The sequence below is a fragment of the Citrobacter sp. Ce119 genome (genome assembly GCF_030334525.1).
GTDB classification, from domain to species: domain Bacteria; phylum Pseudomonadota; class Gammaproteobacteria; order Enterobacterales; family Enterobacteriaceae; genus Citrobacter; species Citrobacter europaeus.
In genome coordinates this window covers 780,369-805,785 of record NZ_JAOWDR010000060.1, presented here as the reverse complement: position 1 = coordinate 805,785, position 25,417 = coordinate 780,369, and the positions used below count along the sequence as shown (strand labels likewise).

The 25,417-nt window shown below is 52.5% G+C and carries 21 protein-coding genes; 4 read left to right on the top strand and 17 right to left on the bottom strand.

What is annotated here, in order from left to right:
- Window positions 1-73 precede the first annotated feature (73 nt).
- Window positions 74-1,807, top strand: coding sequence for an arginine--tRNA ligase (argS, locus tag OGV80_RS24025; RefSeq protein WP_043016736.1), 1,734 nt, complete (start codon window positions 74-76; stop codon window positions 1,805-1,807).
- A 212-nt stretch (window positions 1,808-2,019) separates the two neighbouring features.
- Window positions 2,020-3,957 carry a peptidoglycan DD-transpeptidase MrdA2 gene (gene mrdA2 / locus OGV80_RS24020; protein ID WP_087052606.1) on the top strand — a complete coding sequence of 646 codons (1,938 nt, stop codon included), beginning with the start codon at window positions 2,020-2,022 and terminating at the stop codon, window positions 3,955-3,957.
- Here mrdA2 and bglB read toward each other — a convergent pair.
- The 11 genes from bglB to tar form a co-directional block, all read right to left on the bottom strand.
- Entirely contained in the window at window positions 3,929-5,068 is a 1,140-nt protein-coding gene (bglB, locus tag OGV80_RS24015; protein WP_080625007.1) for a beta-galactosidase BglB, read from the bottom strand. The genes mrdA2 and bglB overlap by 29 nt on opposite strands.
- Window positions 5,069-6,655 (bottom strand): MFS transporter, encoded by a 1,587-nt coding sequence (locus OGV80_RS24010; RefSeq protein WP_286515831.1) that lies wholly within the window; start codon window positions 6,653-6,655, stop codon window positions 5,069-5,071.
- A 262-nt stretch (window positions 6,656-6,917) separates the two neighbouring features.
- A complete protein-coding gene (gene flhE / locus OGV80_RS24005; RefSeq protein ID WP_047410505.1) occupies window positions 6,918-7,310 on the bottom strand; it encodes a flagellar protein FlhE in 393 nt (130 codons plus the stop codon).
- The gene (gene flhA, locus OGV80_RS24000) at window positions 7,310-9,388 is read right to left on the bottom strand and encodes a flagellar biosynthesis protein FlhA (RefSeq protein WP_003034666.1); all 2,079 of its coding nucleotides are present in this window, start codon (window positions 9,386-9,388) and stop codon (window positions 7,310-7,312) included. The genes flhE and flhA overlap by 1 nt, the downstream gene beginning before the upstream one ends.
- The gene (flhB, locus tag OGV80_RS23995) at window positions 9,381-10,532 is read right to left on the bottom strand and encodes a flagellar biosynthesis protein FlhB (protein ID WP_043016741.1); all 1,152 of its coding nucleotides are present in this window, start codon (window positions 10,530-10,532) and stop codon (window positions 9,381-9,383) included. Before flhB ends, flhA begins: the two co-directional genes overlap by 8 nt.
- Window positions 10,533-10,689: 157 nt before the next feature.
- Entirely contained in the window at window positions 10,690-11,334 is a 645-nt protein-coding gene (cheZ, locus tag OGV80_RS23990; protein ID WP_029139578.1) for a protein phosphatase CheZ, read from the bottom strand.
- Window positions 11,335-11,347: 13 nt separating this feature from the next.
- A complete protein-coding gene (gene cheY, locus OGV80_RS23985; RefSeq protein WP_043016742.1) occupies window positions 11,348-11,737 on the bottom strand; it encodes a chemotaxis response regulator CheY in 390 nt (129 codons plus the stop codon).
- A gap of 18 nt (window positions 11,738-11,755) precedes the next feature.
- Window positions 11,756-12,805 carry a protein-glutamate methylesterase/protein-glutamine glutaminase gene (locus OGV80_RS23980; protein WP_043016743.1) on the bottom strand — a complete coding sequence of 350 codons (1,050 nt, stop codon included), beginning with the start codon at window positions 12,803-12,805 and terminating at the stop codon, window positions 11,756-11,758.
- Window positions 12,802-13,674: a protein-glutamate O-methyltransferase CheR gene (cheR, locus tag OGV80_RS23975; protein WP_043016744.1), complete on the bottom strand. Its 873-nt coding sequence runs from the start codon at window positions 13,672-13,674 to the stop codon at window positions 12,802-12,804. The genes OGV80_RS23980 and cheR overlap by 4 nt, the downstream gene beginning before the upstream one ends.
- Window positions 13,675-13,693: 19 nt before the next feature.
- Entirely contained in the window at window positions 13,694-15,295 is a 1,602-nt protein-coding gene (gene tap / locus OGV80_RS23970) for a methyl-accepting chemotaxis protein IV (RefSeq protein ID WP_075146010.1), read from the bottom strand.
- Between the two features lie 43 nt (window positions 15,296-15,338).
- Window positions 15,339-16,994, bottom strand: a complete 1,656-nt coding sequence (tar, locus tag OGV80_RS23965; protein WP_043016746.1) for a methyl-accepting chemotaxis protein II — start codon at window positions 16,992-16,994, stop codon at window positions 15,339-15,341.
- A 406-nt stretch (window positions 16,995-17,400) separates the two neighbouring features.
- Here tar and OGV80_RS23960 point away from each other — a divergent pair, with 406 nt between their 5' ends.
- Window positions 17,401-18,660 (top strand): dicarboxylate/amino acid:cation symporter, encoded by a 1,260-nt coding sequence (locus OGV80_RS23960; RefSeq protein WP_043016747.1) that lies wholly within the window; start codon window positions 17,401-17,403, stop codon window positions 18,658-18,660.
- Window positions 18,661-18,738: 78 nt separating this feature from the next.
- On the opposite strand, the gene cheW is transcribed toward OGV80_RS23960, so the two are convergent.
- The 6 genes from cheW to flhD all read right to left on the bottom strand — a co-directional run bounded on the left by cheW (window position 18,739) and on the right by flhD (window position 24,182).
- Complete coding sequence (cheW, locus tag OGV80_RS23955) at window positions 18,739-19,242, bottom strand: chemotaxis protein CheW (protein WP_003034638.1); 504 nt, start codon at window positions 19,240-19,242, stop codon at window positions 18,739-18,741.
- Between the two features lie 20 nt (window positions 19,243-19,262).
- Window positions 19,263-21,317: a chemotaxis protein CheA gene (cheA, locus tag OGV80_RS23950; protein ID WP_087052602.1), complete on the bottom strand. Its 2,055-nt coding sequence runs from the start codon at window positions 21,315-21,317 to the stop codon at window positions 19,263-19,265.
- Window positions 21,318-21,321: 4 nt separating this feature from the next.
- The gene (motB, locus tag OGV80_RS23945) at window positions 21,322-22,251 is read right to left on the bottom strand and encodes a flagellar motor protein MotB (protein WP_016153441.1); all 930 of its coding nucleotides are present in this window, start codon (window positions 22,249-22,251) and stop codon (window positions 21,322-21,324) included.
- Window positions 22,248-23,135 (bottom strand): flagellar motor stator protein MotA, encoded by an 888-nt coding sequence (motA, locus tag OGV80_RS23940; RefSeq protein ID WP_016153442.1) that lies wholly within the window; start codon window positions 23,133-23,135, stop codon window positions 22,248-22,250. The genes motB and motA overlap by 4 nt, the downstream gene beginning before the upstream one ends.
- 124 nt (window positions 23,136-23,259) lie before the next feature.
- Window positions 23,260-23,844, bottom strand: a complete 585-nt coding sequence (gene flhC, locus OGV80_RS23935) for a flagellar transcriptional regulator FlhC (protein ID WP_008785071.1) — start codon at window positions 23,842-23,844, stop codon at window positions 23,260-23,262.
- The gene (gene flhD, locus OGV80_RS23930; protein WP_003034622.1) at window positions 23,841-24,182 is read right to left on the bottom strand and encodes a flagellar transcriptional regulator FlhD; all 342 of its coding nucleotides are present in this window, start codon (window positions 24,180-24,182) and stop codon (window positions 23,841-23,843) included. The genes flhC and flhD overlap by 4 nt, the downstream gene beginning before the upstream one ends.
- A 795-nt stretch (window positions 24,183-24,977) precedes the next feature.
- On the opposite strand from flhD, the gene uspC reads away from it, so the two are divergent.
- Window positions 24,978-25,406: a universal stress protein UspC gene (gene uspC / locus OGV80_RS23925; RefSeq protein WP_043016749.1), complete on the top strand. Its 429-nt coding sequence runs from the start codon at window positions 24,978-24,980 to the stop codon at window positions 25,404-25,406.
- The last annotated feature ends 11 nt before the right edge of the window (window positions 25,407-25,417 follow it).

Here is a 25,417-nt window from a genome sequence, read left to right as displayed (position 1 = left end):
AGTATACTCCCGCCCTTAATTCTTAAACTGGTGCGGTGAATTTTTCCCCGCTTCATAAATGTAAGGTATTCCGGTGAATATTCAGGCTCTTCTCTCAGAAAAAGTCAGTCAGGCCATGATTGCTGCAGGCGCGCCTGCAGATTGCGAACCACAGGTTCGTCAGTCAGCAAAAGTACAGTTCGGCGACTATCAGGCTAATGGCATGATGGCTGTCGCTAAAAAACTGGGTATGGCGCCGCGACAACTGGCTGAGCAGGTGCTGACTCATCTGGATCTCAACGGGATCGCCAGCAAAGTTGAAATTGCCGGCCCGGGCTTTATCAATATTTTCCTCGATCCGGCATTTCTGGCGCAGCACGTTCAGCAGGCGCTGGCCTCCGATCGTCTGGGCGTCACTCAACCGGCGAAACAAACCGTTGTTGTTGATTATTCCGCACCTAACGTAGCGAAAGAGATGCACGTTGGTCACCTGCGTTCCACCATCATCGGTGATGCTGCGGTGCGTACGCTGGAGTTCCTCGGCCACAAGGTTATCCGCGCCAACCACGTCGGCGACTGGGGTACTCAGTTCGGTATGCTTATCGCGTGGCTGGAAAAACAGCAGCAGGAGAATGCCGGAGAGATGGCGCTGGCTGACCTGGAAGGTTTCTATCGTGATGCGAAAAAACACTACGATGAAGATGAAGCCTTCGCAGAACGCGCTCGTAGTTATGTCGTGAAGCTGCAAGGCGGCGATGAATACTTCCGTGAGATGTGGCGCAAACTGGTCGACATTACCATGTCGCAAAACCAGTTAACCTACGATCGCCTCAACGTTACCCTGACCCGTGACGATGTAATGGGCGAAAGCCTGTACAACCCAATGCTGCCTGGCATCGTGGCCGATCTCAAAGCTAAAGGCCTGGCTGTTGAAAGCGAAGGCGCTACCGTCGTATTCCTTGATGAGTATAAGAACAAGGAAGGCGAACCGATGGGCGTAATCATTCAGAAGAAAGATGGCGGCTATCTCTACACCACAACCGACATCGCCTGCGCCAAGTATCGTTATGAAACGCTGCATGCCGATCGCGTACTTTATTACATCGACTCCCGTCAGCATCAGCACTTAATGCAGGCCTGGACCATCGTGCGTAAGGCCGGTTATGTGCCGGACTCCGTACCGCTGGAACACCACATGTTCGGTATGATGCTGGGCAAAGACGGCAAGCCGTTCAAAACCCGCGCGGGCGGCACGGTGAAACTGGCCGATCTGCTGGATGAAGCGCTGGAGCGCGCACGTCGTCTGGTCGCTGAGAAGAATCCGGACATGCCTGCCGACGAGCTGGAAAAACTGGCAAATGCGGTCGGTATCGGCGCGGTGAAATATGCGGACCTGTCCAAAAACCGTACTACCGACTACATCTTCGACTGGGACAACATGCTGGCGTTCGAAGGTAACACCGCACCCTATATGCAGTACGCCTATACCCGCGTACTGTCCGTGTTCCGTAAAGCAGATATCGACGAAAGCGCGCTGGCAAATGCGCAGGTGATTATCAGCGAAGATCGCGAAGCCCAACTGGCTGCGCGTCTGCTGCAGTTTGAAGAAACGCTGACCGTCGTTGCACGTGAAGGTACGCCGCACGTGATGTGTGCTTACCTGTACGACGTTGCCGGTCTGTTCTCCGGCTTCTACGAGCACTGCCCTATCCTCAGTGCCGAAAACGAAGAGATTCGTAACAGCCGACTGAAACTGGCACAGCTGACGGCGAAAACCCTGAAGCTGGGTCTGGATACGCTGGGTATCGAAACCGTAGAACGTATGTAATCATCTCCAGTACGGTGAAAGCCCGCGCTATGTCGCGGGCTTTTTTATTTCCCGTGACCGCTATCCAGCCTACGATAAACGGCTACGTGCACTGTAATTTGTTACAACCCACAAGGAATGACACATTTCCGTAGAGATATGGAACATTTTTTGCCTGTCATCCCGTTTAAGCCTCCGTATCATTAGGCGGCAAATTAATCGGGTACGGGTCAATGACATTCAGAGATTTTGAGGCGGAAGAAAAACTCTTCCAACGGCGTGTATTGGTGGCCTTCGGCCTTGTAGTCATCTGTTTTGGCATCCTGATTTACAATCTCTACAACTTACAAATTTGTCAGCACCAGTATTACACCACCCGGTCGAATGCAAACGACATCAAAATGCTGCCCGTCGCCCCAACGCGTGGCATGATTTACGATCGCAACGGCATTCCGCTGGTGCGCAACGTGACCTGGTACGATATTTCCGTTACGCCGTACAAAATCAGCGATATGAACGCGCTGATCAGGCAGCTCACGCCCATCGTTGACCTCACTCCTGATGACATTGACCAGTTTCGCCATGAGCTGAAAGCCAGCAGTCGCTATCGCCCTGTCGTGCTGAAAAATGCGCTGACCGATGTGGAAATCGCCCGTTTCTCGGTTAACCAGTTTCATTTCAGCGGCGTCACTATCAACAGCTATGAAGACCGCCAGTACCCTTATGGCGCCGCGCTGGCGCATGTCCTTGGCTATGTTTCAAAAATCAACGATAGCGACCTTAAAGCGCTGGATAAGAAAGGCCTGGCAGAGAATTATGCCGCCGATCACAACATCGGTAAGCAGGGGATCGAGCATTATTACGAAAATGAGCTGCATGGGAAAACCGGTTATCAGGAGGTGGAAGTGGATAACCACGGACGCATCGTGCGCCTGATCAAGGATGTGCCACCCGTTGCCGGAAAAGATATCCATCTGACGCTGGACCTACATTTGCAGCAATACATTGAGAGCCTGTTAGCGGGCCAGCGGGCTGCTGTTTTGGTTGAGGATCCGCACGACGGCTCCGTGCTGGCAATGGTCTCTAATCCCAGCTATGACCCGAACCCGTTTGTCAAAGGCATCAGCTATCAGGACTATAACAAACTGCTGCAGGATAAAGACCTGCCATTGATCAACCGCGTCACCCAGGGGCTGTATCCTCCCGCCTCCACGGTCAAACCGTACATGGCGATGTCAGCTTTACTGGACGGCGTGATCACGCCGCAGACCAGTTTCTTCGGCGCTCCCACCTGGACGCTTCCCGGCACAGAACGACATTACCGCGACTGGAAAAAAACGGGCCACGGTATGCTGGATGTCACCAAAGCGATTGAAGAGTCTGCGGACACGTTCTTTTATCAGGTGGCGTTTATGATGGGGATCGACCGGATTAACAGCATGCTCAGCCAGTTTGGCTATGGCAAACCGACTGGTATCGATCTTGATGAGGAGTATAACGGCCTGCTCCCAAGTCGCGAATGGAAGCAGAAAGTGCATAAAAAATCCTGGTATCAGGGAGATACCATTTCGGTTGGCATCGGTCAGGGCTACTGGATTGCCACGCCTATTCAGATGGTAAAAGCCATGGTCGCGCTGATTAACAATGGCAAAGTTATCGCTCCTCACCTGCTACTTGATGAAGAGAGCGGAAAAACTATTACGCCGTATCAGGCTTCCGAAGCACCGTCGCAAATCGCGTCTGCCTCGTCACCTTATTGGGGACTGGTGCGTCAGGCGATGTTCGGCATGGCGAATGAACCAAACGGCACGGGCTATAAGTTCTTTCACACCGCACCTTACGGCATTGCGGCGAAAAGTGGCACATCCCAGGTCTTTAGCCTGAAAGAAAATCAAACCTACGATGCGAAAATGATCCCCGTGCGCCTGCGCGACCATGTGTTCTATACCGCATTTGCGCCGTATAAAAATCCGAAAGTCGCCGTAGCGTTAATTCTCGAAAACGGCGGCAGCGATGGCGTCACCGCCGCGCCGGTTATGCGTCAAATCATGGATCATCTGTTTGCGCCGCAGGACAACGCCGCGCAAACAGAGATACCGGAACAATCAGGTCCGATAGCAGCTGCGCCATCGGACGCCGATATCAAAAATACTTACGCAAGTATTCGGTAAGGCACAGCATCGCCATCGCTTGTCCGTAAGGCATGGAGGTCCGTGGGATGTTGCGGTAAAAATCGAGATTGTGACCCATTCCGGTTCCAAACGAGGTGTGCAGCAGTTCACCTTCGGCTGAAATATGTTGCACAATACCTCTGATGGCTTTTTCGGCTACCGACGCATAGTTTTGCCCAACATAGCGTTTACGAACCGCTTTGAGGATCCCATAGGCGAAGCCGGCGGTTGCCGACGCTTCCAGATACGACTGTGGGTCGTCCAGCAAGGTATGCCACAATCCGCTTTCATCCTGGCACTTCGCCAGCGCGGCGATTTGCGCATTCAGAACCTGTACCAGATAGCGATGCACTGCATTATTCTGTGGCAAATCAAGCAATTCGAGGAAATCCGGAATGACGATAGTTAACCAGCTGTTGCCGCGCGCCCAGCGAGCGTTGGCGAAGTTATGTTGTCCTTCATAGCTCCAGCCGTGGAACCACAGCCCCGTTTCTTTATCCATCAGGTTTTGCACGTGCAGCAGGAACTGATAGGTTGCTTCTTCAATATAGTCGGGACGATTAAGCAACTTGCCAATTTTCGCCAGCGGTAAAACCGTCATCATCAATGTGTCATCCCACATCTGCTGATGATTCTCTTCCGCCAGCGTAATGTGCTGCATACCGCCATAGTCTGTACGCGGCATCTCATGCATTGCCCACTCTGCCCAACTGTCGAGCCACGGAAGGTACGCTGGATTACGCGTCTCTTCATAGCGATACGCCAGCGTTAAAAACGGCGCCATGGTGTTAACGTTTTTGGTGGTTGCGCCTTCGGCAAAACGATCGGCAAACCAACTGTCGATGATATCGCGCATCGTTTCATCGCCGGTTTGCTGATAATACTGATACATACCATACAATCCGACGCCGTGCGTCCACTCCCATCCTGCCCAGCCTTTGGTATCAATCACGCGTCCGTCGTCCAGACGCAGTAAGAACTCACCGGTTTCGTCATGAATATTGACCAGGTTATGCGTCACCTTTTTGATCAACGCTTTTAATTCATCCCTGGCAATAAAATGTTCTGGTTGGCGCAACAATGGGCTGTGTTTAACCGGGTAAACAATCATTTACTTAACCTCTGTCAATGTCGAATTCAATGCGGCGCCTTTTTCCAGTTTGGGTGCCGCTGGTTTATTACGATTCAGGTAACCAATATTGTTGTTACCCCAAAGTGATTCATATGGCATGCCGGACAGCATCTCTACGGTGGCGCGTCCCTCAGCGGAAAGTCCTTCCAGCACAGGCCGCCCGGACTCACGCATTTTTGCGGTCTCTTCACGCAGGGTGCTGTGCGTGTGCAGGTTCAGTTTGAAGCGCAGGGAAACCAGGAAACCCAGCGCCAGAACAATTAACGTTCCGCAGCTCAGAATTAACAGGATGGTATGGCTAACCGCCGCGGGCTGTGCGCTCTGGCCGGAGACAAAACCGGACAACTGCATGACAATCCCCACCAGCATCACCGCGCCCGCCTGCGACGCTTTGCGCGTTAACGTCATAATCCCGGCGAAGATCCCTTCCCGACGCTGACCGGTAATCACTTCGTCAACGTCCGCGATATAGGTGTAGGTATTCCAGGGAACGTAATTGATCCCCCCACGCCCCAGACCCGCCACGGCAGATACCAGCAGTAGCAGAGAATAAACATCGCTGAGTCCGGCGTAATACAGCCCCGCATAGGAGAGTGAACTGAGGCCAAACAGGACGACCACCATGCGATAAGACGGCGCAGGTCCGAAACGAATGCACAATGGGATCATGGCGATAACAGCAATGAACTGGAAGATAGCCATCGTACCCAGCAGGTTAGATGCCATTGATGCTTCCTGCATCAGCACAAACACCACATAGTAAGTAAAGACGGCGTTAAAGACGTCCTGAGCAATATAGCCGCCAAGATACATTCCTAAATGCTGGCGAAATATACGGATGCGTAGAGTTGAACTCAGTTCAACAAACAAGCGGTTCATACTCTGGCCAAAGGTCAGGCTTTTCTTCTCTTCTTCGGCTCGCAGGGCGGCTTCAGTCCACTCTTCTCGCGGTCGCTCCCAGGTAAAAAACCAGACGAACGTCAGCATCAGCGCGCACAGCACAGAGAACACCAGACTGGCATAGAAGAAAGACACCGGGTTATCTTTGCCAAATAGCGTCAGCAGAACGCCGGGTAAGAATGAGGCCAGAATGGCTGACATTTGCGCCATCGAAATACGCGCGCCGGAGAATTTGGTTTTCTGTTTAAAGTCATCGGTCATTTCGGGTACCAGCGTTTCGTAAGGCACCAGAATCATGGTGTAGACCACGTCAAAAATCAGATAGGTGAGCAGGTAATACCAGAATCCCATGTCGCCGACCCACATCAGCGAGTAGCTAAAGACACAGGGGATCCCCAACAGAATAAAAAACTTACGCCGCCCAAAGCGTTTGCCAAGCCAGATTGAGCCAAAGTTATCGGTCAAAAAACCCATTAATGGGCTAACGACGGCATCCAGCACCCTGGCTGTGGCAAAAATAAAGGTCGCTTCGATAGGCGTCAGACCACAGAACGTGGTGTAGAAGTAGAGTAACCACGCCGCAGTTAACGCCGTGGTGCCTGCGCCTAAAAAATCTCCCGAACCGTAGGCAAAATAGTTAACCAGTCCGATTTTACGTGTCTTCATTGCCGTTACCCCTGCACATTATTAGGAGGCCCCGCAATCCTCGCTTTGACATTGGGCATCCTTACCGGGTCACAGTAAAAGCTAACAGGAAGTGAAACCTTTCTATTTCTGCCAGGGGGGTTCGCAAACTGGCAACAGCACAAAGAGTCCGGCAACGTATGTCACCTATTTTATAAAACAGCGTTTCTATTTAATCAAAGAGGCAGGCTAAAAGTGCGAAGCAGCCAGCAGTTTCTACTGCTGGCATGACTGAAGGAAGGTGTTAACGATAGTTCACGATCACCTGATTGCTCTGAACCTGTAAGGCAGGGATCAGACGACCACCACCGGGGACTTCCCAGACAAAATGCATCGGTTCGATGGCGGGAACATTATTGAATCCGTTGGTGGTTCCACTCTGCCCATCCAGCTCGACACAGCGAGACTGAGAACATAAACGCACCCGTAAACCCGCGGGCGTTGGGCCATTAAGTTCATAGCGCCAGGCCACCAGCGTCATCAACCCCGAGACCGGCTGGCTGGGTACCAGAGGTGCGGACGAGGCTGACTGACCGCGGTGGTTTAAGGTGATCCCCATCCCGCTTGCCTGCCACGCCCCTTCCCCGGCAGCCTGTGCCGCCAGAGGAAACAACAACAGCAACAGTAACTTACGCATTATTTACCTCCAATAGTCGCCGTCATGCGGATATGGCGGTTATCGGAAAGCTCCATGTTCGATAACACCACCAACTGCGGTATGCTGCGACGTAAAAAGCGTGCCAGTAACGGACGCAACGCGTGGTTAACCAGCAAGACTGGCGGCGCGCCCAACATTTCCTGCCGGGACAGCGCTTCCTGAGTCTGGGCCAGCAATCGGTCTGCCAGCCCTGGCTCCAGGCCGCCGCCGCCCTGCAGCGCTTGCAGCAGCAAACGCTCGAGCGGGGTATCAAGGCCGATAACCTGAACCTCTTCATTACCCGGGAACCACTGCTGAGTGATAGCGCGTCCTAAGGCAACACGGACGACCGCGGTAAGCTCATGCGGATCATTTTGCAGCGGCGCATGTTCTGCCAGCGTTTCAAGAATGGTGCGCATATCGCGAATCGGTACTTTCTCATCCAGTAAGTTCTGCAACACTTTATGCAGTGTGGTGAGCGTCACAACGCCCGGTACCAAATCTTCCGTCAGCTTTGGCATCTCCTGCGAGACACGGTCCAGTAACTGCTGTGCCTCCTGACGGCCAAATAGCTCAGCGGCGAACTGCCCAATCAGGTGGTTAAGATGCGTCGCGACAACGGTACTCGCTTCAACTACCGTAAAGCCCTGAATCTGCGCCTGTTCCTTCAATGCACTTTCAATCCAGATAGCGTCCAGTCCGAAAGCCGGATCGACCGTTTTCTCACCCGGCAGCGACCCGGCGGCGGTACCCGGGTTAATGGCCAGCCAGCGTCCCGGATAGGCGTCACCACTGCCAATTTCCACCCCTTTCATCAAAATTCGATAGCGGGCCGGCTGCAGATCCATATTGTCACGGATATGCACCACCGGCGGCAGGAAGCCCATATCCTGGGCAAATTTCTTACGAATACTGCGAATTCGCCCCAGCAACTCGCCATCCTGCTGAAAGTCCACCATCGGGATCAGGCGATAACCGACCTCCATTCCCAGGGAGTCTTCCAGCTGTACGTCATTCCACGTCGCTTCCACCACGGAGTTGTTTTCCGGCATTTTCACCGGCTGCGGTTCATCTGGCGCTTTTTGCTCACGACCGCGCATCCACCAGGCCAGACCCAGTAACGCAGCGGTAAACATCAGAAACACCAGGTTCGGCATGCCCGGAACCAGACCCAAAAGCCCAAGCACCGCCGCGCTGAGCAGCATAACGCTGGGATTACTGAACAGTTGGGTCACCATCTGTTCGCCTACGTCCTGGTCGGTACTCACGCGGGTCACGATAACCCCCGCCGCGGTGGAGATAACCAGAGCAGGAATTTGTGCCACCAGCCCGTCACCGATGGTCAGCAGGGTATAACTTTCCGCAGCGCTGCCCATGCTCATACCATGCTGCAACACCCCAACTAACAGGCCGCCGACCACGTTGATAACCATGATCAGAATACCGGCGATGGCATCTCCACGTACGAATTTACTCGCACCGTCCATAGAGCCGTAGAAATCCGCTTCCTGGGTCACTTCCGAGCGCCGTTTTTTGGCTTCATCCTCGCCAATCAGACCGGCATTCAAATCCGCATCAATCGCCATCTGCTTGCCGGGCATACCATCCAGCACAAAACGCGCGCCAACCTCAGCGATTCGCCCTGCACCTTTGGTGATTACCATAAAGTTAATGATGACGAGAATAACGAAGACCACGATGCCGATCGCAAAGTTACCCCCCACCAGGAAGTGACCAAAGGCTTCAACCACCTTCCCCGCCGCCGCCGCGCCGGTATGACCTTCCATTAAAATGATACGCGTCGACGCGACGTTCAGGGCGAGGCGTAATAATGTGGTAAACAGCAAAATCGTAGGGAATGCGGCAAACTCCAGCGTACGCTGGGTGAACATCGCCACCAGCAGCACCATGATCGACAGCGCGATGTTAAATGTGAACAGCAAATCGAGGACGAAAGCCGGCAGCGGCAGCACCATCATCGACAAGATCAGCAGGATGAGGATCGGTCCGGCAAGGATTTGCCATTGCGTGGATTTCAGGTTGCTGGGCAGACGCAGCATCGCGACCAGATTAGCCATCAGTAGTCTTCTCGTTCAAAAAATCCAGTGCTTCAGGCACCGGAAGGTTTTCAGGTTGTGGTGGACGCTTGCCGCCGGCGAGACGCCAGCGTTTTAGCTGCCATACCCATGCCAGTACTTCGGCAACGGCGGCATATAATTGACCCGGTATTTGCTGACCAATCTCAGCATGGCGATATAACGCACGCGCCAACGGCGGCGCTTCTAACGTAGGGACACGATGCTCGGCACCAATCTCACGAATGCGCAGCGCCACCAGCCCCGCGCCTTTGGCGACAACTTTCGGCGCGCTCATTTTGTTCTCGTCATACTTCAACGCCACCGAATAGTGCGTGGGGTTAGTAACAATAACGTCCGCTTTCGGCACATCCGCCATCATGCGACGCTGTGCGGCCGCACGCTGCATTTGACGTATTTTTCCCTTAACGTGCGGGTCACCTTCGCTTTGCTTAAATTCGTCCCGGATATCCTGACGCGACATACGCAGTTTTTTCAGGTGGCTGTAAATCTGGAAAAAGACGTCGAACCCCACCATCGGAATGACGCCCAGCACCACCAACAGCGCGCACATACCCACTAAATCCAGGGCGTTGCCCATCGCCGTAATCGGAGATTCCGCCATCAGTCGCATCATCGCTGGCCAGTTATGCCAGAGATAAAACCCAGCCACGCTGCCTACCAGCGTGGACTTCAGTATCGCTTTAAGCAGTTCTGCCCCGGTTTGCGCGGAGAACATGCGTTTAATGCCCGGCAGCGGATTCAGCTTAGAGAACTTGGGCTGCAGAGATTTACCGCTGAAGATCAAGCCGCCGAGCATCACCGGGGAGATTAATGCCACCAGAACAACGCCGGTAATCAACGGTAACAGCGCAATCATCGCGTCTTTAATCAGCAGGATGATTTGGCTGAGGATCAGATTAGGGTCGTTGACCATACTGTGGTCAAAACGTAATCCGGCAGACAGCATGCCGGCCAGCCTGCGGGCGAGCGACTCCCCGCCAATCCAGATAATGCACACACCCACCAGCAAAATAAGCAGCGAGGTCAGCTCTTTGGATCGGGGGATCTGCCCTTCTTCCCGTGCTTTTTCAAGTCGGTGGGGTGTGGGGGCTTCTGTTTTGTCGTCGTCGCTTTCTTCTGCCACGCATCAGACCCTGGATAGAGATATAGGCGAGAATGATGCCAGAACGTCCATCCAGCAATGGGAAGAGTAAGCGGTAAAAAAGACGGGATTTATGGCTTTAAGCAGAATTGCGCGTAAGCCGGATGAGAGGTCACGCCCCACATCCGGCAAATACTCATCAGAAACCGAGGCTGTCCAGCAGGTCGTCAACCTGATCCTGACTTGCCACCACGCCGGCTTTTGAGGTATCAACCTGCGGGCCGTTAAGCAAGCTTTCGTTTTCACGTTTTGGACGAGCACCCTGCTCCGGGATGTTTTCCAACAGAACCATCAGCAACTGACGTTCAATCTCCTGGATAACATCCATCATGCGTTTGATGACCTGACCGGTGAGGTCCTGGAAATCCTGCGCCATCATGATGTCCAGCAGTTGAGCGTTAGTAAAACTGGTATGTCCTGGCACATCACCAAGGAACTGTCGGGTATCGGTGACCAGTTCACGGGCGTCGGACAGCTCGATCGGATTTTCGAACCATTCATCCCAGCGTTTGGTCAGGTCTTTGGCCCCTTTTTCCATCGCGTCCTGATGCGGCTGCGAAGCCTCCACGCTGTTCAGCGCGCGCTCTGCCGCCTGTGCGGTCATCTGCACAACGTAATCGAGACGATCGCGGGCATCGGGAATCGCTTCCGCCGCTTCGGCAATAGCCTGATCCAGCCCCAGTTCACGCAGGCTGTCGCGCAGCATTCGGGTCAAACTGCCGATGCGCGCGATGATGTCCCCTGCAGAGTGTTCGTCAGCAGGTTTAATTTGTGGTTGCATCATCATTGTCACACCCTCACATGCCCAGTTTCTCAAAGATCTTATTGAGTTTCTCTTCCAGCGTTGCCGCCGTGAACGGTTTCACGACATAGCCACTGGCGCCTGCCTGTGCTGCCGCAATGATGTTCTCTTTCTTCGCTTCCGCCGTCACCATCAGCACCGGTAAGGCGGACATTGCGCCATCTGCACGAATGGTTTTCAGCAGCTCGAGGCCATCCATGTTCGGCATGTTCCAGTCGGAAATGACAAAACCAAATCCCCCAGCCTGCAGCTTATTCAGCGCGTCCACACCGTCTTCAGCTTCTTCAACATTGTTGAAACCCAGCTCTTTGAGCAGGTTACGTACAATGCGACGCATGGTGGAAAAGTCATCCACAACCAAAAACTTAAGCTCTTTATCCGCCATAAAAAATAAACTCCTGATTCAAATACGTATTGCCTGTCCGGCACTGATTTTCGCCAGCATTTGCTGGCTTACCTGGCTAAGATCGACCACTTCGCTTACGCCACCCATATTGATGGCCTCGCGCGGCATGCCGAACACCACACAACTTGCTTCGTTTTGCGCAATGGTCCAGGCACCCGCCTGGTTCATCGCTAACATTCCGGCGGCACCATCGTTGCCCATACCTGTCAGGATCACTCCCACGGCATTACGCCCCGCGTGTTTTGCCACCGAATGGAACAGCACATCCACTGATGGCCGATGCCGGTTAACCGGCGGACCATCATGAATTTTGATCTGGTAGTTCGCCCCGCTGCGCGCCAGTTCCATATGCTTGTCACCTGGGGCGATATACGCATGCCCCGGAAGCACACGCTCCCCGTCTTCTGCCTCTTTCACGGTTATCTGACACAGTTTGTTCAGACGTTCAGCGAATGAACGGGTAAACCCTGGCGGCATATGCTGGGTAATAAGAATACCGGGACTTGAAAGCGGCAATGGCTGGAGTACATGGCGAATTGCCTCTGTTCCTCCGGTTGACGCGCCAATCACCAGCAGTTTTTCCGAACTGAGTAACGGCCCCGCTTTCAAGGTCGCCGGTGCCGCCATGGGCTTATGGGCCGCCAGTTTTGCCCGCGACGCGGTGCGGATCTTCTCAGCGATCATTTCGCTGTAGGCCAACATCCCTTCACGGATCCCCAACTGTGGTTTGGTGACAAAATCAATCGCCCCCAGCTCCAGCGCCCGCAGCGTGACCTCTGAACCTTTACCAGTGAGTGAAGAGACCATAACCACCGGCATCGGACGCAGACGCATCAACTTTTCAAGAAAGTCGAGGCCATCCATGCGCGGCATTTCCACATCCAGCGTCAGGACGTCGGGATTGTATTTTTTGATTAAATCCCGCGCGACCAACGGATCAGGCGCCGTTGCTACCATTTCCATATCACTGTGGCTGTTAATAATTTCGGTCATGATTTGACGCATCAATGCAGAATCATCAACCGACAACACCCTGATTTTACTCATGCTTTATCCTTACCTGGCGCATGCGCATACACGGTCTGTCCACGCAGGCTAAACTCGCGCACGAGGTTGCTAAAGTTTTCTGAATGACCTGCAAACAGCAGCCCATCTGGTTTTAGAAGTGGAACAAAACGGTGCAAAATATCCTGCTGCGTCGTTTTATCGAAATAGATCATCACGTTACGACAAAATATGGCATCGAAGGGTCCTGGCACGTTGTACTGCTTATCCAGTAAATTCACACTGGAAAATTCAACATGCCCCGCCAGTTCCTGACGAACGCGGACCAGACCTTCATGCGGCCCGGTGCCACGCATGAAATAACGCTGCAACTGCTGGGGTGACAGCGTCTTCAGCTCATCAAGACGGTAAATGCCGCTTCTGGCCTTTTCCAGCACTTCGGTATCAATGTCGCTGGCAAAAACACGCCAGCGGCCCGGTGCCATACCCAGGGTATCGGCGAGCGTAATCGCAATGCTATACGGCTCTTCACCGGTTGACGCCGCTGCGCTCCAGACCCGGTATTCACCGTTGCGCCGACGAGCATGATCTGACAGCACCGGAAAATGATGCCCTTCGCGAAAAAACGCGGTCAGGTTGGTGGTCAGGGAGTTAATAAAAGCCTGCCACTCAGCACTGTTCTGGTTAGCTTCCAGCATGCTGAGATAGCGACCAAAGTCATCCAGTCCCAGGGTACGTAAACGACGGACCAGGCGGTTATAAACCATGTCCCGCTTATGGTCGGCCAGTACGATCCCCGCACGCTGGTAGATTAATTGACATATCCGACGAAAATGCGCGTCAGACAGCGCGAGGCGCTGTGTCATCTGTAACAATAATGACGTTTGCCCGGTGGGCAGAGATGATGTCATAGCGCCTTCTCAATCACATTCAGGATACAACGGGCACAACCTGCGGCTGCGCCAACTCTTGTTTTGTTACGGTTTGCTCTTCAAGCTTGAAAAATGCGACGCAGGCGGAAAGATTATCGGCCTGTGTGGCGAGTTGTCCGGTGGCGGATGCGGCTTCTTCCACCAGCCCGGCGTTTTGCTGCGTCACTGAATCCATCTGGCTGACGGCCTGCGCCACCTGCTCAATGCCTCTGCGCTGTTCATCAGAAGCAGAGGCGATCTCGCCCATGATGTCGTTAACCCGGGTAACCGAGCTGACAATTTCCGTCATGGTGCGTGCAGCCATATCAACCAGTTGCGAACCCTGATGCACTCGGGTGACAGACTCTTCAATGAGTCCTTTAATTTCTTTCGCCGCCTGCGCGCTACGACTTGCCAGATTGCGCACTTCACCCGCGACAACGGCAAAACCGCGCCCCTGTTCACCTGCGCGGGCAGCCTCTACCGCGGCATTCAGCGCCAGGATATTGGTCTGGAAGGCAATGCTGTCAATCACGCCGATGATGTCGCCAATTTTCTGCGAGCTGGCGGAAATCTCATGCATGGTGCTGGCCACCCGGGTCGTCTGTTCACCGCCTTTATGCGCGGTGTCGGCCGCACTTTTGGCAATTCCTGACGCCTGGCGCGCGTTATCCGCATTCTGCCCGACGGTGGCGGTCAGTTGTTCCATGCTGGCTGCCGTTTGCGCCAACGCGGCCGCCTGCTGTTCAGTTCGCGAAGATAAATCGTTATTGCCCATCGCGATTTCTGAAATGCCACTATGCATGGCTGAGCTGCCCTGGCGTACCTCACTGACCGTTTCACGTAACGCCTGCTGCATCTTCTTCAGGCTGGCAAAAATAGCCGAGATCTCATTGCGCCCATAAACCGCTACTGGCCTGGCCAGATTACCTGCAGCAATGCTGTCGAAATGACTGCCAACAATCGCCAGCGGCTGAACAATCATCTTGCGCGACCAGTACAACGCACCGCTGGTGAGCAGTGCCGCCAGTACCACCATGGTGGCAAAAATCACCCCCGACATATGGTAATTTCGCTGGCTCTGTTCGCCTGCCGTTTGCAACACGCTGTCGATGTTGCTCTGCCAGGCATTCACATTCGCATCAAAAGCATCTTGAGCCGCCTGCACCGGCGCGGTCAGAAAATCTGACAACTGATTGTTTTCAAGCCAGGTGGCCTGATGCGCGAGCGCGCTGTGCCACTGACTGAAACTATTCTCCGTTGCGCCAAACAGCGCCTTGCCTTGTTTCGACGGATCCGACGTCGCCATAAAGCGTTTAAACATCAATTCAGACTGCGCCAGGCTATCGCGCGCGAGGGTCATCAGCGTTTTGATGTCCTCTGGCGGATAGCTCAGGGCGGTCAGCGTCCCTGCCTTATTAAGGGCCGTACTGGCCTGTAATAACACAGCGCGGGTTTGGGCCAGCGCAGCGCGTTGCTGATTACTCCGTTCGACCTGATTCAGGTTCTGAAAACCGTCCCGAAATGCCCAGAAGGACAAGCCATTACTGCCAATCTGCAAAACACCGCAGAGGATTAAAATCAAAAACAGCGTGGTCGAAATTCGAATACGATTAAACATCAACGCTCCCATCGGGCGGCACTGGCCGCGGTTTAACTACCAGTCAAAATGTTTCCCAATTCGTATCTTGTTCAATGCTCTGGCGCGGATAGGACGCGCTCGACGCTGCAGGTAATCGAGTATCGCGTGGTTTTGTCGACGCCGGACGTGACGCCAGACGGAAGGTCGACACCGACTGCGTCAGACGGCTGGCCTGTTCTTCCAGTGCAGCGGCAGCGGCAGCCGATTCCTGGACCAACGAGGCGTTCTGCTGCGTAACGCGATCCATTTCGGAGACCGCGAGCGCAACCTGATCAATCCCCCGACTTTGCTCATCGGAGGCCGAGGCAATCTCGCCCATAATGTCGGTCACCCGCGTCACGGCATTGACGATGTCGTTCATTGTTTCGCCTGCGCTTTCTACCAGAACTGAACCGGTATCCACTCGGGAAACAGAATCTTCAATCAACGCTTTAATCTCTTTCGCCGCCTGCGCACTGCGGCTTGCCAGATTACGCACTTCGCCCGCAACCACAGCAAAGCCGCGGCCTTGCTCACCGGCGCGTGCGGCTTCAACCGCTGCGTTCAGTGCGAGAATATTGGTCTGAAAGGCAATGCCATCGATGACGCTGATGATATCGGCGATTTTCTTCGAGCTATCGGCGATTTCGTGCATGGTATTCACCACGCTATCAACCACTTTGCCGCCATGTTGTGCAGTGTCGGAGGCGCTTTTTGCCAGTTGCGAGGCCTGACGCGCGTTGTCCGCATTTTGCTTAACGGTTGCGGTCAACTGTTCCATGCTGGCTGCGGTTTCTTCCAGCGCAGACGCCTGCTGTTCCGTGCGAGATGAAAGGTCAGTGTTCCCGCTGGCAATTTCACTGGTACCGGAATAAATCGCATCAGAGCCTTCACGCACCAGGGTGACGGTTTCTGTCAGCGAACGCTGCATATGATCAACGGTACTGGCCAACTCGCCGATTTCGTTACGGCCACTAACGGCCAGGGTGGCGGTCAGGTTACCGCTGGCGATTTCGCGAATATGGGCAATGACCCGAGACAGAGGATTAAGCAGGGTATGGCGGATGCCGTACCACACCACTACCAGAATCAGCACCAGCACGACAGCCAGCACGCCAAGCTGCCATTGGGCGAAATGGTAATCCCGCGCGCTTTGATCAAATGCCTGAACGTAAAGCTTTTCGCTAACGCTGGCGTATTTGCCCAACGCCTCGCCGAGCGCGTTTTGCATTCCCTGGGTAGGTTGCGCAAAATAGGCGTCCATATTGCCATTTTCCAGAAACTGAACCAGCTCTGCTAAGGCCGCATGGTATTGCTGATATTTCTCCTCAACGTTGCCGCTGGCCTCTACCATCTCCGGCAACGGTGTCATGTTTTTAAATTTTGCGTAATGCGTTTCAGCCTGCGCCAGCGATGCTTTGGCATTCTTCAGCAGATCGTTTTTCGCGCTGCTTTGCTGGTTTGACGCATCCATCATCATGCGTGCAGAAGAACGGCTTAAATTGATTCGTGTTTGCAGCATCAGATCCCATGTTGAGGTGAGTTCACTTTGCTGCTGTCGTAGATCGTTAGAGATAACAAAACTTTGCTGATTCTGCTGCAATGAGGAAAACAACAGACCACCGGAAACAAGCTGTAGCAGTGCGAAAACCCCCAGCACCATCATCAGCATTGTGACAACGCGGATACGGTTAAACATAAGGCACCTTCCTGAAAACGAGTTATCAACGTTATCGGCAGTCGCTGAGATAACTTTACGTTTGCGAAAAGGAAATCCTCAAGGGGCGTGCAGCCTGGCGGGAGGGCGGCAAAACGGGTGTACGGCAACCACAAGTCATTCACATAAAAACACCATAATTATCATGTGAATAACATTTATTTTCATCGGTCAGCATGCTCAGAATGGCCGAAACACTTAATTATGTGTGATTGAGATCACACATACTCATCGTAAATACCACAACAAAATGGATAAAAAATTAAAAAAAGTTGTATCAGCTGGCGCTTTAATTCAATTTATATGATGAATATTTCGTTACCACTTAATAAGTATAAAAAATGAGTAACCGATCAATAAATGTTAAATCTTTACTGAGGGCTTTTTAGTGGCAAATGCAAACAAACTCACGTTGTTTATCGTGATCTTCATGCTGGCGGGGATCCTGTCGGGTGCGGTGATCCACTCTTATGCCTCCCCCGGCGTTGTGACCGCCTGGGCCGATAATATTACGCTTCTCACCGACATCTTTTTGCGCCTGATTAAAATGGTCATCGCGCCTTTAGTATTCAGTACCCTGACCGTCGGAATTATGCGCCTGGGAGAAACATCCACCATCGGGCGCGTAGGCGGGAAAGCAATGATTTGGTTTATCAGCTCTTCCATACTGTCTATCCTGGTCGGTCTGTTTGTGGTTTCTCTTGAGCAACCCGGCAGCGGACTGAACCTGGCGATCCCGCTGGAGGCCGCAGATACCGGCCTGGCCGTGGGCGGCATGAGCCTGAAAGGTTTTCTGACGCATACCATTCCAACCAGCATCGCCGAGGCGATGGCCAATAATGAGATCCTGCAAATTGTGGTGTTCTCGATGTTCTTCGGTATTGGCGGAGCATCGCTTGGTGAAAAATTCAACGCCCCGCTGGTTGCCGCGCTGGATGTGGTCTCCCACATTATGCTGAAGGTGACTGGCTATGTGATGTACGTCGCACCGCTGGCTATTTTTGCCGCCATTTCCTCCGTTATCTCTACCCAGGGTCTGGGGATCCTGCTCAACTATGCATCGTTCATCGGCGGCTACTATGTGGCTATTTTGCTGACCTGCATGGCGTTGCTGGCGGTGGGTTATGTGATGCTGAAAAAAGAGGTATTTCGCCTGTTGAGCATGCTGAAGGATCCGGTCCTGGTCGCATTCACCACCAGCAGCTCTGAAGCCGCTTATCCGAAAACGCTGGAGCAATTAACCAAATTTGGTTGCTCACCCAACATCGTGTCTTTCGTGCTGCCTATCGGTTATTCGTTTAACCTGGTCGGCTCGATGGTCTACTGTTCATTTGCCTCTATGTTTATCGCGCAGGCCTATAATATTCACCTCTCCTTTGCCCAAATCACCGTCCTGATGCTGACGCTGATGCTGGCGTCCAAAGGGATTGCCGGCGTGCCGCGTTCAGCGCTGGTGGTGCTGGCGGCAACCATTCCGAGTTTTAATATTCCGGTCGCCGGGATCCTGTTACTAATGGGGATTGACCACTTCCTGGATATGGGACGTTCTGCGATCAACGTATTAGGAAACGGGATTGCAACGGCGATGCTGGCACAGGATGAAGGTTTACTGGAAGAAGAGCCGGACCTGGTTGAGCGGGAAGCATAAGAGGGAAATCTGCCGGATGCGTTACGCTTATCCGGCCTACAACAGCAAGCATTGTAGGCCGGATAACATGTTTAAAGATTATGCGACGTGGGAAGCGGCAATATCCAGCAGCGCCATTTCTTCGCTGTTTAGCAGCTTCTCAATGTTGACCAGAATCAGCATCCGGTCACCCAGCGCCCCCAGTCCCGTCAGGTATTCCGTCGACAGCGTTACCGCAAACTCCGGCGCCGGACGGATTTGATCCGTCGTCAGCGACAGCACATCCGAGACGCCATCTACTACAATCCCGACTACGCGCTGACCCAGGTTCAGCACAATCACCACGGTGTTTTCGTTGTAATCCACATCGCTCTGGCTAAACTTCACGCGCAGGTCAACAATCGGCACAATCACACCGCGCAGGTTCGTAACGCCTTTGATAAACGCAGGCGTGTTAGCAATGCGCGTCACCTGATCATAGCCGCGGATTTCCTGCACTTTCAGGATATCGATACCGTACTCTTCATCCCCCAGCGTAAACACGAGGAATTCCTGACCTGACGGTTCGCCGGCCAGTTTAGTTACATTACTCATACCGGTCATATTATTCCCTTCTCACTCAATCAGGCGGCTGTGATCGCCACACGTTGTTCGCGGTTCAATCCCTGCAATGCAGAGACATCGACAATCAGCGCGACGCTGCCGTCGCCGAGGATCGTTGCTGCAGAAATGCCTGGCACTTTGCGGTAGTTACTTTCCAGGTTTTTGACCACCACCTGGTGTTGGCCAATTAACTGATCGACCAGCAGCGCGTAGCGACGCCCTGCACTCTGTAAAATCACCACAATCCCTTGAGTCGCTTCAGTTTTTGCGCCTTCAACTTCGAAGACTTTCCACAACTCAACCAGCGGTAAATACTCGCCGCGCACTTCCAGAACGCGCTCTCCTCCGGCCAGCGGATGCAAATCTTCTTCACGCGGTTGCAGTGATTCCATAACGGCATTCAGCGGCAGAATAAAGACTTCATCCGCTACGCGCACCGACATCCCGTCGAGGATCGCCAGCGTCAGCGGCAGCAGAATTCGAATCGTTGTCCCTTGTCCCTGTCTGGACTGGATCTCAACATGGCCGCCCATCTCCTGGATATTTCGCTTCACTACATCCATACCCACGCCGCGTCCGGAGACATCCGTCACCTGTTCGGCGGTCGAAAAGCCTGGCGCGAAGATCAGCATACCCACTTCGTCATCGCTCATGTTTTCGTGGATCGGCATCCCCTGAGAGATCGCTTTGGCGAGGATGCGTTCGCGGTTCAGACCAGCGCCATCATCGGTCACTTCAATACAGATATTCCCGCCCTGGTGCTCTGCGGAAAGCGTCAGGTTACCGACCGGGCTTTTCCCCGCTTCCATGCGTTTTTCCGGCAGTTCAATGCCGTGGTCCAGGCTGTTACGCACCAGATGCGTCAACGGATCGATGATGCGTTCAATCAGGCTTTTATCGAGTTCTGTTGAACTCCCCACCTGCGTCAGCTCAACCTGTTTACCCAATTTACCGGCCAGGTCGCGGACCAGGCGTGGGAAACGGCTGAACACGTACTCCATCGGCATCATACGAATCGACATCACCGACTCTTGCAAATCGCGGGCGTTACGTTGTAACTGACCCATACTGGTGATCAGATCGCCGTGATTAACGGGATCCAGTTCGTTTGAGCGTTGTGCCAACATTGACTGGGTGATCACCAACTCACCAACCAGGTTAATGAGCTGATCGACCTTCTCAACCGCTACGCGGATGCTGGTCGACTCGCTGGCGCGGGCGGGTTTGTCACGTTCCGCGCGTCCGTGTGGCGCTTCACTGGCGGCGGCTTTCACCACTGGCGCAACGGCGGCCGGCTGCGGCTTCGCGACAACGGCTACCGCTTCGGCTTCGGCCTCGGCTTCAGTTTCAACGGTTACGGGCGCTGCGCTGACGGTTTCAAATTCAATCTGGTCAGCTTCAATCACAAAACAAAGCACTGCAATGATGTCATCTTCTGCGAGATTGCCATCAAGCGTTGCCGACAGCGTGTCGCTTCCTTTCACCACATCGGTTAAGGTCGCCAGATTCCCCAGTTCCTCTTCCAGTAAATCGACTTCACTGGCTTTCAGGCGCGAGAGAATAATGCGTTTCTTGCTCCCCTCACTGGCGGATTCAGAAATGGCAACCGCCTCTTCCTGCATTGCAGCGCTGTCAACAACGCTCAATTTTGCGGTGTTGACGACTGCCGGTGCGGTTTCACCTTTCGCTTCGAGCGCTAACTGTCGTAACGCATTACAAATGTACTCAAAGCTAGCGGCATCCGGCTCCTCTGAGTTTTTATAGGCGTCGAGCTGTTCCTGCATAATATCTTTCGTTTCCAAAAACAGGTTGATAATGTCGGCATTAAGCTGCATTTCGCCACGCCGCGCTTCATCCAACAGGTTTTCCATCAGATGGGTCGTTTCCTGCAAAATGGTAAAGCCGAAGGTGCCCGCCCCGCCTTTTATCGAGTGCGCGGCACGAAAAATCGCATTCAGCTGTTCGGAATCCGGGGCTTCAGGAACCAAATCAAGCAGGTGTTGCTCCATATCAGCCAACAGTTCGTCAGCTTCATCAAAAAATGTTTGATAAAAATCGCTTATATCCATGCTCACGCTATCACCTCGGATTGGCTGGTGGCGATGTGGGAACGCTTGCCGGCGGAAGTTCCGCTGGCTGTTGTAAGACACTTACCGGCTCATTCTGGCTTTCAGCGTTTTCATGCAAAATGGCCTCTTCCGCCTGCTTATTAAGAACCAGCAGGCTAATACGGCGGTTGATTGCGTCTTCGGGACCGCGATCGCTCAGACGCATCGTGGCGGCCATACCGACCACTCGTAATACTTTTCCATCATCCAGACCGCCGCTAACCAGTTCGCGACGCGACGCGTTAGCGCGATCGGCGGACAACTCCCAGTTGCTATACCCTTTTTCACCATTGGCGTAAGGGTAATCATCCGTATGGCCGGAAAGGCTGATTCGGTTAGGAATGCCGTTAAGCACTGGCGCGATGGCTCGCAGGATGTCGCGCATATACGGCTCAACCTCAGCGCTACCGGTTTTAAACATCGGGCGGTTCTGACTGTCGATAATCTGTATCCGTAGTCCTTCCTGCACTAAATCAATTTTCAAGTGCGGGCGCAGCGCACGCAGTTTAGGGTCAGATTCAATCAACTGATCGAGATCGCCGCGAAGTTTGCTCAACCGGCTTTGTTCCATGCGTTTTCTCAGATCGTCGATATTCGGCTGCTTGTTCACTTCTCCCTGCTGCTGGGTGTAGTCGTCCCCACCGCCTGGAATTGGACTTTGGCTATTCGAAATTCGATTTCCCCCAGTCACCGCGGTAGCCAGCGGCGTACGGAAATATTCGGCAATCTGGATCAATTCTTTAGGGCTGGAGATGGAAATGAGCCACATCACCAGAAAGAAGGCCATCATCGCGGTCATAAAATCGGCGTAGGCGATTTTCCACGAACCATGCGCCCCACCACCGTGACCTTTATGTTTGCGTCGCTTTACAACGATAATGGGATGGGCCTGATTTTTCATGCGTCCTCGGTCGTCTGCTGCGCAGTTGGATTTCTTACCGCACGCACATGCTCTTCCAGCTCGATAAACGATGGACGTTCGCTGGAATACAGAGTCTTACGACCAAATTCGACGGCAATTGGCGGCGCGTAACCATTCAGATTGGAGAGCAGTGTTATCTTCACACACTGCATCATTTTGGTGGTTTCAGCGCTTTTCTGCCGCAGAACGCTGGCAAGCGGAGAAATAAATCCATAGGCCAGTAAAATACCGAGGAATGTCCCTACCATCGCATGAGCAATCAGCGAACCCAGTTCAGCCGCCGGACGATCGGCAGAAGCCAGCGCATGAACAACCCCCATGACCGCCGCCACGATCCCGAACGCCGGTAATGAATCACCCACCATCGCCAGACTGTTAGCCGGGACTTCGGCCTCACTTTCGTGAGTCTCAATTTCTTCGTCCATCAGCGCTTCAATTTCAAACGTGTTCATGTTGCCGCTGATGATCAAACGCAGATAATCGACAATGAAATCAAGCATTACGGCATCCGCAAGAATGCGCGGATAGCTGGCGAAGATTTCACTCTCTTTAGGGTTTTCAATGTCGCGTTCAAGCGAGAACATGCCCTGCTGACGTGACTTGGCCATCAGGCGATACAGCAGCGCCAGCAGATCCATATACATCGCTTTGGTATATTTTGAACGACGAAAAAGCATCGGGATCGCTTTCATCGTCCCCTTAATGGCTTTTCCGTTATTGCCGACGATGAATGCCCCAATACCCGCGCCACCGATAATCACCAGCTCAGCCGGTTGATAGAGTGCCCCAAGGTGTCCGCCGGTCATCATATACCCGCCGAAAACTGTACCAATAACAACCAGGTAACCTAATAAGATAAGCACGACATCATCCTTTCGCAATTGACTATGACAGGATGCGCAGTCGGGCAGTTAACTTAAGGTCAGGACAAAAAAAAGCAGCGGTAATCGCTTACCGCTGCTGGAGTGTTTGTCCACACCGTATCAGTTAAACAGCCTGTTCGATCTGTTCATCCAGCAGTTGTGGAATAATATCGGCAGCATTCTGGGAAAGTTTACGTCTTTTTACGGCCCGTGATGGCGGTTGGCATAAACTGCAGGCAAAGCTACCTGCGGGTTGGTGTGCGTGGGTGATAAAATTCCCACCGCAGCAATTGCATTGGGATAACTCCAGCAATCCGCTGTCGACAAAACGTACCAGCGTCCATGCGCGAGTTAGCGCCAGCAGCGGCCCCTCTTCCGGCTGCGGACACTGCTCAAGGTATAAACGATACGCTTTGATTACGGCATCCACGCCGCTGCACAAACCGGTTTTGAGCAGGAATTGCCAGGCGTTGCAAAACATCGAAGCATGAATGTTTTGTTCCCACGTCATAAACCAGTCGGTGGAAAAAGGCAGCATCCCTTTTGGCGGAGGACTACCGCGTAATTCTTTGTACAACTTGATAAGTCGGCCACGGCTTAATTGCGTTTCGCTTTCCAGCATTTGCAAACGGGCGCCCAATGTGATTAATTCCATCGCTAGCTGGATATCACGCGCTTCCTGAACAATGCTTTTTTCGCTCATCATCAAGCCCTTTTCTTGCGCGCTGCATCATCGATGTCGCTTAACAGCCGCGTTGAAAGCATGATACCGGTATGAATTTGCTGAAGATCGTCAACGCGGGAGTCTTGCGTCAGGCGAGTAACCGTCTGGTGATCGTCGAAGCGGAAATGACATACCAGTTGGTTTGTTTCAGCCAGTTTGACCATTTGAGGAAGTGTTAATGTTGCCAACGTGTCCGCCATCTCTTCGCTGATACCAAGGCGAAACATCGCAGATGCTTTGTCCTGAACGATCAAACGTTGTGCAAGCAATAAATATGACAGATTGATGTCATAAATGTGTTTCAGCAACTCGGATGTATGCATTATTTGCATCCATAATAACCAACATTGTTTTCATGCGGTGAAACCGCACCCCGTGATGTCGCCGGGAAGGCCCGGTAAAAAAAAAAGCAAAAGGTCAAATACATAGCAGCGTGACGGCACTTACGCGTTGTCTAAACATTCCCTTTTCAGAAGGCCGCGTTCCTTACAAGCTCACATCAATTCTTACAATTGTCTAAGATTTTTCCTAATTCGACGCAACTCTACCCGCCACAAGTTACACATACAACGTAGCTATGCTGCGAATTTGAAGAATATGTGACGCAGATCACATAAACCAGCTAAACACTTAACATAAATCCATCAGCACAGCTTTTACTTTGCATATTTTTTAACCCCATATTCTCCATTTCAATTCCTGGCGTACGAATATTCTTGCATTAAAAGCGAATAGTATTTTGTTCACGAACGTTAATATCACGTCGTGAAATAGCGAGCTTGATCACATATTTAATGTAAAACATCATTTTGATTAAACGCTTTATAAACAAAGAGTTAAATATTAAGGGTGATTAATTAATACCAGGCTGTGATAACCGCTCAAATGTTAAAATATGTTTATTTTTTATTAACACATTGTTTTCATTAGCAGTGAGTTTTACTTAAGGAAGCTGAACGTATTTAGAAGTTATATGAAGCAATTATTCTATTTATAAGAATAATTAATGAATAACCATGATGACATTCACACTATCCGGAATGGAAACGTTGCAGTATGGAGTAAGCTAAGTAATGCTGAAAAATCCTCTCATAATTCTTGAAAAAAAGGAGCGAGTTATGAGCTATACACACATTCTTGTGGCTGTTGCCGCGACCCCAGAAAGCCAGCAGTTGTTAGCCAGGGCGGTATCAATCGCTCGTCCTGTTAATGCCCGTATTAGCCTGATAACCCTGGTCTCAGACCCAGAACTGTATAATCAGTTTGCAGCGCCTATGCTTGAAGACCTGCGAGAAGTGATGCAAGAAGAGACTCAGGATTTTATCGACAAGCTCAGCAAAGACGCACAGTACCCCATTGAGCATACCTTTATTACCTATGGGGCCCTGAATGAACATATTCTGGACGTATGCCGGAAGCACGCGGTCGATCTGGTCATTTATGGCAACCATAACCACAGTTTCTTTTCACGCGCGTCCTGCTCAGCGAAAAGCGTGATCGGTGCCAGCCAGGTGGATGTTCTGTTGGTTCCACTGGCTGGAGATTGATCTTCACTTTC